This window comes from Marinobacter sp. G5_S1_61_S3 (genome assembly GCF_054968585.1).
In genome coordinates this window covers 343,452-350,242 of sequence record NZ_JBQKUK010000001.1, presented here as the reverse complement: position 1 = coordinate 350,242, position 6,791 = coordinate 343,452, and the positions used below count along the sequence as shown (strand labels likewise).

Genomic DNA, 6,791 nt, shown 5'->3' with positions numbered 1-6,791 from the left:
ACGCGCCATGCCTGGCGCACAACAAAAAAACCCGGCCGCGTGGGCCGGGTTTCTTTCAATCCCCTGACGGCCTTTACGACATCAGGTTGTAGACAAACACGATCGCAACCGCCACCGGTGTTACGAAGCGAACCAGGTTGTACCAGAGCGCAAAGCTGCCTCCGGAAAGGGCCAAATTGCTCTGCAACGACTCTTTCGCCACGCACCAGCCGACAAACAGGGCCGTCAGCAGGCCGGACAGCGGCAGCATCACGTTGGCGGTAAAGAAGTCGAGCAGATCGAAGATGGTGTTGCCCTCGAAACGCTCGAACATGCCCAGGGGCGCGAAACCAGACCACTCGTTCAGGGACAGGATGGACGCAATACCCAGCAGCCAGCAGGCAACCCCCCCCACCACCGTGCTTCCCACACGGCCAACGATCAGTTTGTCTTCCAGCCATTCAACCACTGGCTCCAGCAGTGAAATAGCGGAGGTCCAGGCCGCGAACAACAGCAGCACAAAGAACAGGGCACCAAATATGCTGCCCATCGGCATCTGGCCGAAGGCCAATGGCAGGGTCTGGAAAATCAGGCCGGGGCCCGCACCGGCTTCCAGGCCATTGGCAAAGACCACCGGGAAAATCGCCAGGCCGGCCATCAGCGCCACCACGGTATCCATGATGGACACGGTCACTGCAGTCCGCCCGACCGACACATCGTCTCCCAGATAGGAACCGTAGGCCATCATGATGGCCATACCCAGGCTCAGGGTGAAAAATGCATGGCCCAACGCTACCAGTACGCCATCCATGGTCAGGGCGCCAAAATCAGGGGTAAACAGGAAGGCGACAGCAGCACCGAAGTGGCCGGTGGTAGTGGCATAGCCCACCGCAACCAGCAGCAACACGAACAGGGCGGGCATCAGGATGGTGACGGCTCGCTCCAGGCCGGATTTGAGGCCACGGGCCACCACGAAAATCACCAATGCCATAAAGATGGTGTGCCAGATCAACAGTGTAACCGGGCTGGCCAGCAGGCCGCCGAACAGCTCACCGATGGCGTCCGCGCTCTGGCCGGTAAAATCGCCCATGGCCGCGTGGCCAACGTAGGACGCCGCCCAGCCCCCGATGACAGAATAGAACGACAGGATAATGAACGCTGCCAGCACACCCACAATGGCAGAGATCCGCCATACCGGTGACGCCAGGTTGCGCTCGGCCACCAGGCGGAAACTGGTGATCGGATTATGTCGGCCACTACGGCCGATATAAACCTCCGCCATCATGATGGGGATACCGACGATGGCGATACACAGCAGGTATACCAGTACGAAAGCGCCACCACCATTTTCGCCGGTGACATAGGGAAATTTCCAGATATTGCCCAGCCCGACGGCCGAACCGGTCGCGGCCAGGATAAAGGCCATCCGGGAGGACCATAGCCCACGATGGGCCGGGGTAGATTTGGAACCAGTCATTGTTTCATCCTGTGCTTTTGGCTGATGAATCGATTAGAAGAGGTATGCCGAAGGCCTGCTTCAGCAGATGGGGCGGGATTTTGCCAGCAGTATGCGCAGGATGCCAGCCAGGGCCGGCACCGGGACGTAAACATCTCCGGGGCCGGCCGATAACTAGCCGTTTTTACTCACGAACCGGGAGACCAGATCTTTCAGCCCGCGGGACATCTGGCTCAGACTGTTACTGCTGTCCTTGGCGGAATCCGCCTGCTGGGTACTGTGATCGGCCAGTTCGGCAATATTGACCACCTGATGGTTGATCTCCTCGGATACCTGGCTCTGCTCCTCAAAGGCCGCCGACATGCTGATGAAGCTGTCGGAAATATCATGGATCGAAGACACGATTTCCTGCAAGGACGTTTCTGCCTCCCGCACCTTCTCCAGGCCCTTGCCTGCATCCTGCTCCCCTTCACGGGTGGCCTGAACGGCTTGTTCCACCTGGCTACGGAAGTCGTCAATGACCTGCTGTATACGTACTGTGGAATCCCGGGTGCGGCGGGCCAACGACCGGACCTCGTCCGCCACCACGGCGAACCCTCGACCCTGCTCGCCAGCACGGGCGGCTTCGATGGCCGCATTCAGTGCCAGCAAATTGGTTTGTTCAGCAATGTCTGAGATCAGGCTGGCGGCCTCACCAATGCTTTCTGTTGAGGCACCCAGTTTCTGGATGGCCGTGCCAATGCCGTTCACCCGGGTGACCAGCTGTTCGATGGCCGTCAGGGCCTCACCGCTGCGCTTGCTGCCGGTGGCCGCCATCCGGTTGGCTTCTTCCGCCACTTTGGCGTTGCCATTCACGGTTTCAGTCACTTCCTGGATCGACACCGTCATTTCGTTAACGGCCGATGCGGTCTGGTCGGTCTCGGCCCGCTGTTTGGCAATCGACTCGGCGCCCTCGCTGATGTAACGGTGGCTCGCCCTGGCATGCTCATACAGTAGCTCCGCCTGGTCATCAATACGGGCCAGGGCGGTACGAATCCTCGCTTTCTCGCTCATGATCAGCATGGCCATCTGCGAGAACAGGCCGCTTTCATCACTGTAGGTCCGTGCCACAACGGCATCACGGAAGGCGTCAGGGCGCAGGTCAAGCAGGCTCTGCAGGCGGGCGGTTATGGACCTGAGGGTCAGCCCCGCTGCCAACACATGAGCTACCACGATCACGCCGATGGCCATCCCGGAATTGCCCAGCATGGTCAACGCCACCAGGCTCAGGACCAACGACAGGGCAAAGGGCCATCCTGACCGCAAGACAGATGCAATCCGACTTTGGACACTGACGACCGCCTTGCCGGCAGACAGCTTCGGATAGAGTTTTTCAGCCCGCGCCACTTGCTCACGGGTTGGCGAGACTCGTACCGACTCGAAGCCAATCATTTTTCCGTTTTCAAGAATCGGGGTCACGTAAGCGCTCACCCAGTAGTGGTCACCGCTCTTGGTGCGGTTCTTGACCACCCCCATCCAGGGTTTTCCGGCCTTGAGGTACTCCCACATTCCCTGAAATACAGCCGACGGCATATCCGGATGACGGATTACGTTGTGGGGCTGGCCGACCAACTCCTCTCGAGAGAAACCGCTAATGTCGACGAACTCGTCATTGCAGTACGTAATGACGCCTCTTGAATCGGTGGTGGTAATCAGTCGACCGCTTTCGGCCATTCGGACTTCACGCTGGGTAACCGGAAGGTTTTTTCGCATTACAGGCTGTCTCCCTGACATGGCCATTCCACATTTGGTTTGGCAATTATGGCAACTCTAAGCGTAGACGCCGTCAGCAAACATTGTGAAATATCCGATATCCAGAGGATGTCAGAGTGAACCGGGACGACCGTTTACAGACAACGGGGAGTACCGTTACACCGCCAGCCTTGCCCGCGGATGAAAGCGCGCATTCAACCACAGCGACAGGGCGATAACACCGCCTCCTATGGCCAGTCGCAACAGGTCGGCATCCCGGTTCCAGATCACCAGATTGACCAGCAACCCGGCGGGCACCAACATGTTGTTCATGATTGCCAGAGTGCCGGCATCCACATGGCATGCCCCCCGGTTCCACAGGAACAGCCCGATACCGGACGCTGCCAGGCCCAACCAGGCGAGGATGCCCCACTGCAACGAGGTCGTGGGCAGACGACTGGCATCGCCAAAGATCAGGAAGGATGGCAGGGCAATGATCAGTGCCCCGAAAAAGAAATAACCAAACGTACGGTAGGCCGGCAGTTCCGTCGGGAAGCGCATCATGGTGTGCTTATAGCCGACCTGGCCCGCCGCAAAGGTGAAATTGGCCACCTGCAACAGCAGGAAGCCAGTGATAAAGCCCTGGCTCAGGCCGTCGTAACGGATAATCCCTGCACCCAGCGTTGCCACGGCTGCGGCAACCAATGCAATCGGCGAAAAGCGCCGGTACAGGGCGTCATCGATCAGGGTAACGTACAGTGGCGTGAAAATGGTAAACAGCAGAACTTCCGGCACGGTCAGGTAGCTGAACGAGCGGTACAGGCACAAATAGGTCACACCGAACTGCAGCATACCGGTGACCAGTACACCCAGCTTCAAGCCTCCGGGAACCCCACGCCAGCGGGTCAGCGGCAGAAACACCAGGGCGGCAAGCACCACACGGGTCAACACCGCGAAATCGCTGTCCACACGCCCGGCCAGAAATTCGCCAATCAGGCTGAACGAAAACGCCCACAGGACTGTTACGAAAATCAGAAGACCCATATTACCCGCACCTGAAACATTGGAAGGCGGCACTTTACCCGCTACTGCACTGGGTTGTACACAGTGCCACGGAAACACCCTATGACATCCGGAGTGGAGAATGGGGTACCATCCAGCGCACCTGACAGTTTCCAATTTATCTCTCCGGCCCGGGCTCACGATTCCATGGACGAAACCCACCAGCCATTACCAGAAGTCCGCCAGCCTCTGGTCCAGCGCACACTGACCGAGTGGCGCACGCTGGCCGTCCTGGGCGGACCGATCCTGATTGCCCAGGTGGCGCAGATGGCCAACGGGGTCATTGATACCGTGATGGCAGGCCACGCCAGTGCCGAAGACCTGGCGGCCGTGGGCATTGGCAGTAGTCTGTGGATGCCGGTGTTCCTCTTTTTCATGGGCCTCCTGGGGGCCCTGCAGCCGATCATTTCCGGTTATAACGGGGCGCGCACCACCGAGAAAATCATGCCCGCGACCTGGCAGGGGCTTTATATCGCAGCCGGCGGCACGGTGATCATGATCCTGCTGCTGACCAACGTGCACCCGGTGCTGGATGCCCTGAATCTGGAAACCAACACCGCCCGCATCACCCAGGGCTACCTGGACGCCTTCGCCTGGGGCATTCCTGCGATGTTGATGATCATGGCACTGCGAGGGCTGACGGACGGGCTGGGCCATACCCGGGTGATTATGGCCTTCTCGGTGCTGGGAACCCTGATCAACCTGCCCCTGAACTACATCTTCATTTACGGCAAACTCGGCCTCCCGGCCATGGGCGGCATCGGCTGTGGGTGGGCCACCTCCATCTCCAACGGCGTTGCGGCCCTGGCGTTGCTGATCTACCTGAACCGCAGTGCGGTGTATCGCCGTTTTCACCTGCTGGCAGACTGGGCCAAACCGGACGCAGCGGGCATCCGCTATATCCTGCGCCTGGGCATCCCCATTGGTTTTACCATCTTTGTGGAAGCCAGCATGTTCTCGGTCATAGCCCTGTTCCTGGCACCGCTGGGGCCAGTGATTGTGGCGGGGCACCAGATCGCGCTGAACGTGGTATCGCTGGTGTTCATGCTGCCGCTGAGTATCGGAATGGCGCTGACCCTGCGGGTGAGTTTCCTGGTGGGTGCCAAGGCGCCGGATACTGCCCGGCTCATCGCCCGCAGTTCGCTGATTCTGGCGTCAGCGGTGGCGCTGGTATTTGCCGTGCTGCTGTTTGTGTTCGCAGAAGGAATTGCAGCGCTCTACACCGGTGAGCAGGACGTTCAGGCCGTGACGGTGACACTGCTGGTGTATGCGGCCTTCTTCCAGATTGCCGATGTGATTCAGGTGACCTGCATCAGCGCCTTGCGGGGCTACAAAGACACCAGCATTCCCATGCTCATCATGCTGTTTTCGTTCTGGGGCGTTGGATTGCCGCTGGGGTGGGTGCTGACCTTTACCGACTGGTTGCTGCCTGCCATGGGGGCCGCTGGTTTTTGGGTGGGGCTTACCTGTGGGCTGGCGTCCGCCAGTATCCTGTTGGGGCTGCGATTATTTCTGTACTCGCCAAAACCAGAGTAGTCTTGCCGGGGCGATCACGCAGGGCTGGCGACCATGTCGTCCGCGTAGACAATACGGTCGCGCCCGGTGTCCTTTGCTTCATAAAGTGCTTCATCCGCCCGCGCCAGCCAATCATCAGGTTTTTCGCCAGCCTGGAGCAGGGCAACGCCAAAGGAGGCGGTAACCTGCCCCCCGGGGTGACGCAGGAACTTGTGCATGATGTGCTGCAGGTTGTGCATGACCGCCTTCAACCCGGTTGAATCCACCCCGGGCATCAGCAATACAAACTCTTCACCGCCAAAGCGGAACAGTTGATCGGACTTGCGGATGTTCTGTTCGATCAACGCCACCATTTCCACCAGCACGTCATCCCCTACGTTGTGCCCATACTCGTCGTTGATCTTCTTGAAGTAGTCGATATCCAGCAACACCAGGGCGTAGGAGATGCCGTTTCTGGAAGCGCTGGCAACGGCCATTGCCAGCTCCTGATCCATGGAGCGGCGGTTTTTGACGCCCGTCAGGGGGTCGATTGTGGCCAGGTGTTCCAAGCGCTCCCGCTGGTTCTCGTTGCGATGGGCAAACACATAGGCGCAGCAGCTGACGACCATAGCCGTGGCGGCGAAGGTCCACATCTGGACAAGAGAACTGAAGGCCACGCCATGCACCATCAAGGCAACAACGGCGGCCAGATTGATAAAAATTGCGTAGCGGGGTTCCGTCAGGAAGAAGCTTGTCACCAGGCACGGATATAACCAGAACAGCCCAGGCTCTCCGACCAACGCTCCGACTGTCACCGCCCCGCCGCAGGCCACCAGGGCCATTGCAAAACCACTGCGAGCGGTATCGCCTGTTATCCAGGCGTAAATCATTCCGGCGGTGATCGCCAGCATAATACCCAGATCGACCACCCCGGCCAGCACGTTGCCCTGGACAAACCGCATCACCGCAAAGGGGGTTATCCCCAGAATGGCACTGATGGCCAACAACGTGATGATGGACAGCCTGAAATCTGTTTTCAGACGATAGAGCATAGTGACAGTACATTCCT

At 59.1% G+C, this 6,791-nt stretch carries 5 protein-coding genes; 1 reads left to right on the top strand and 4 read right to left on the bottom strand.

What is annotated here, in order from left to right; genetic code table 11:
• Positions 1-73: 73 nt before the first annotated feature.
• The 3 genes from ACTRWH_RS01515 to ACTRWH_RS01505 all read right to left on the bottom strand — a co-directional run bounded on the left by ACTRWH_RS01515 (position 74) and on the right by ACTRWH_RS01505 (position 4,210).
• A complete protein-coding gene (locus ACTRWH_RS01515) occupies positions 74-1,456 on the bottom strand; it encodes a sodium-dependent transporter (RefSeq protein WP_462825802.1) in 1,383 nt (460 codons plus the stop codon).
• A 153-nt stretch (positions 1,457-1,609) separates the two neighbouring features.
• On the bottom strand, positions 1,610-3,187 hold the full coding sequence (locus ACTRWH_RS01510) for a methyl-accepting chemotaxis protein (RefSeq protein WP_036202065.1): 1,578 nt from the start codon (positions 3,185-3,187) through the stop codon (positions 1,610-1,612).
• 156 nt (positions 3,188-3,343) lie between these two features.
• Positions 3,344-4,210, bottom strand: a complete 867-nt coding sequence (locus ACTRWH_RS01505; protein ID WP_041335698.1) for an EamA family transporter — start codon at positions 4,208-4,210, stop codon at positions 3,344-3,346.
• 165 nt (positions 4,211-4,375) lie between these two features.
• On the opposite strand from ACTRWH_RS01505, the gene ACTRWH_RS01500 reads away from it, so the two are divergent.
• Entirely contained in the window at positions 4,376-5,764 is a 1,389-nt protein-coding gene (locus ACTRWH_RS01500) for an MATE family efflux transporter (RefSeq protein ID WP_036205529.1), read from the top strand.
• Between the two features lie 14 nt (positions 5,765-5,778).
• Here ACTRWH_RS01500 and ACTRWH_RS01495 read toward each other — a convergent pair whose 3' ends face one another.
• A complete protein-coding gene (locus ACTRWH_RS01495) occupies positions 5,779-6,774 on the bottom strand; it encodes a GGDEF domain-containing protein (protein ID WP_036202060.1) in 996 nt (331 codons plus the stop codon).
• Positions 6,775-6,791: the final 17 nt, after the last annotated feature.

Excerpts from the sequence above, each read along its gene's own strand:
- ACTRWH_RS01510 (WP_036202065.1), bottom strand. The coding sequence starts at position 3,187 with ATGCGAAAAAACCTTCCGGTTACCCAGCGTGAAGTCCGAATGGCCGAA.
- ACTRWH_RS01505 (WP_041335698.1), bottom strand. The coding sequence starts at position 4,210 with ATGGGTCTTCTGATTTTCGTAACAGTCCTGTGGGCGTTTTCGTTCAGC.
- ACTRWH_RS01515 (WP_462825802.1), bottom strand. The coding sequence starts at position 1,456 with ATGACTGGTTCCAAATCTACCCCGGCCCATCGTGGGCTATGGTCCTCC.
- ACTRWH_RS01500 (WP_036205529.1), top strand. The coding sequence starts at position 4,376 with ATGGACGAAACCCACCAGCCATTACCAGAAGTCCGCCAGCCTCTGGTC.
- ACTRWH_RS01495 (WP_036202060.1), bottom strand. The coding sequence starts at position 6,774 with ATGCTCTATCGTCTGAAAACAGATTTCAGGCTGTCCATCATCACGTTG.